This is a genomic window from Lamprocystis purpurea DSM 4197 (assembly GCF_000379525.1).
Lineage (GTDB): Bacteria > Pseudomonadota > Gammaproteobacteria > Chromatiales > Chromatiaceae > Thiodictyon > Thiodictyon purpureum.
Genome location: NZ_KB902438.1, coordinates 1 through 2194 on the forward strand (window position 1 = coordinate 1; position 2194 = coordinate 2194).

Annotated in this window: 2 protein-coding genes; one reads left to right on the top strand and one right to left on the bottom strand. The window is 49.6% G+C overall.

Annotated features, from left to right (window positions below; all coding sequences use genetic code 11):
* The first annotated feature begins 956 nt into the window (after nucleotides 1–956).
* Nucleotides 957–1637, top strand: coding sequence for a hypothetical protein (locus A39O_RS40585; RefSeq protein WP_157639834.1), 681 nt, complete (start codon nucleotides 957–959; stop codon nucleotides 1635–1637).
* Between the two features lie 124 nt (nucleotides 1638–1761).
* On the opposite strand, the gene A39O_RS38075 is transcribed toward A39O_RS40585, so the two are convergent.
* Nucleotides 1762–2194 (bottom strand): transposase (locus A39O_RS38075; protein ID WP_169338419.1); only part of this gene is annotated, 433 nt, incomplete at its 5' end.

Sequence of the window (2194 nt, forward strand, 5' to 3'; positions counted from 1 at the left end):
GCCACGGACGGTACCTCTCAGGGCGCTCGGACCTGCACGAGTAAGACGGAACGCCTGACCAGCGATATCAGGAGTTTGGCGGGCAGGAACTCCCCCGCGTCGTCGACACATCCATCAACACCTCGTCAACAGCACAGCAGCCGACATCGAGAAGGGGGTGCGCGCTGTCCCGAACCAGGTCCACAACGCCGACCGCGTCCGAAGCACGTGCCCGGACCTTCACCCTGACTGATCCGTTGCTCGTGAGTGCTGATGTTTCAAAGAAATCTGCCAAACGATCACATAAGAACCGCTGGGTTCTCGCTCCAGGTACCAACGCCGCCGTGCGTATCCCGCGAGCACGCACTGACTTACCGACAGTAGCCGAAACAAGAAAGCGTGACGCAGGTCATGGTTTCGCCATGACAGCACAACTACACTCATCGACATTCTGCGCCTTTATCTGGTTTCCACACTGTTGCGCTGGGGAATGGGAGCGAACAGGGACAGTTGAGTGAATCTATCAAGTATAGCGAATATGAAATCCGCCTGGTATCGCCACAGACACGTTGTCCGGCAAGTGCGTCCAACACGGACATCAGGAAGCGAGAGCATACTTGGATGCTCAGTAAACCTCAGCCTAGTACGCTATTACGAATCATTCGATGAGTTTCGCAAAGCCTGCGAAGACTTCTTCAGCAACCCAGGCGACCATCAGGGTGACCTGCGTTTATTGCTGACGGAGAATTTCGAAATAACCGGTCGGTGAGAAAACCGGAAATTTGGCATGAGCCAAGCATACATGGCCGACCATGAATAGCCGGTTCCGCAAATGTGGACGAATGACGAAGCCAGACCTCAGCCGTAGGGACGCCGGTTACCCTGCACCCTTACGGCTGAGGCTAAGAGCGCAAGACCACAAGCCGCTAGATACTATCCGGTCAAGAAAAAAACTTCCTAAAACACAGGAAACCATTATGAGACTAAGAAGCATTAGCCCGTCCCTTTCTCTGTATCTAAGCATTTCGATTGCAGGAGCATTGCCTGCAATTGCTTGGAGCCAGGATCAGGACAAAGCTATCAGGCAAGCACTTGTAGTTTGTTTAGATCAAAAGGACACCACCATACGGATTGCCTGCTACGATAACATCGCAAACAGTCTTGCTAAGAGTTCGGCAACAAAAGAGGAAGCCAAGTTACCGCCGGACAGTACCACGAGAAGTGATGACACGGGCCAAGACGACGAGGCGTCAACTAGGACCGCGGATATAATTAAACCTTCTCCTGAGATCGAATTTAAGGTGGTCGACTCTGAGGATATGTACGTTGCACCGGATAAATATACAAATCGCGGAGTGGAGATGCGTAACGTTCAATGCTTCCATGCGGACAAAGACGAATATCGCTGCTTGGCGACTTCTAGCGGAATGCCTTTGGTGCTAATGTCACCAGAGATTACCCCATCAGCAGAGAAGACCGCAATCGAGGAAAAGTGTGGCGAAATAAAAAAGGTATCCACTCAGCAGTGCAGAAAGAATGTTCATTTCATACCGCTTGGTAATACAGAGGATATAATAGGCGGGTATCAGAAGCGAGTCGTCATCCTTACAAAAGCGATTGAAATTATTCCCGCTCCTATTAAAAAGAAGAAGAAATAGATGGTGGATGGATGGGGTCAGGTCTTGACTTGAGGGATGGATGGGGTCAAGGGATGGATGGGGTCAGGTCTTTACTTGTGCCTTATGGTATAGCGCCCTAATAAGTTGTCCGGATTGAGTGTCGCTATACATTATCTGCGTATTTCGTATCAGGCAAAGAGAAAAACGATTTTATTCGATCTTTATTCTCTTGAAGGGACCTCAATGCCGATCGTAATTTCTTTAGCAAGTCGGGCTTGTTTCGTATTGTTGATCGACCGAGCTTTTTGTCTTTTATCTCCTCCCATACGTGCTCATCCGGATTGAGATCGGGGCTATAACTAGGCAAGTAGTAGAGGCGCAATTGTTTGCGATGACTGCAAACAAATCGTCGGACCATTTTACTGGTGTGAAATGAGGCACGGTCCGCAATAAGAAATAGCGGCTTAACACGATCGGCAATCAGTGATTCTAAAAAGGCTATGTACGTCTTAGCCGTGATGGTTTCCTCGGTCACTCGATAACGCAAGTTTCCTTCAGCCGTGACTGACGAGAGCACATTACAATGGCCACGCTTT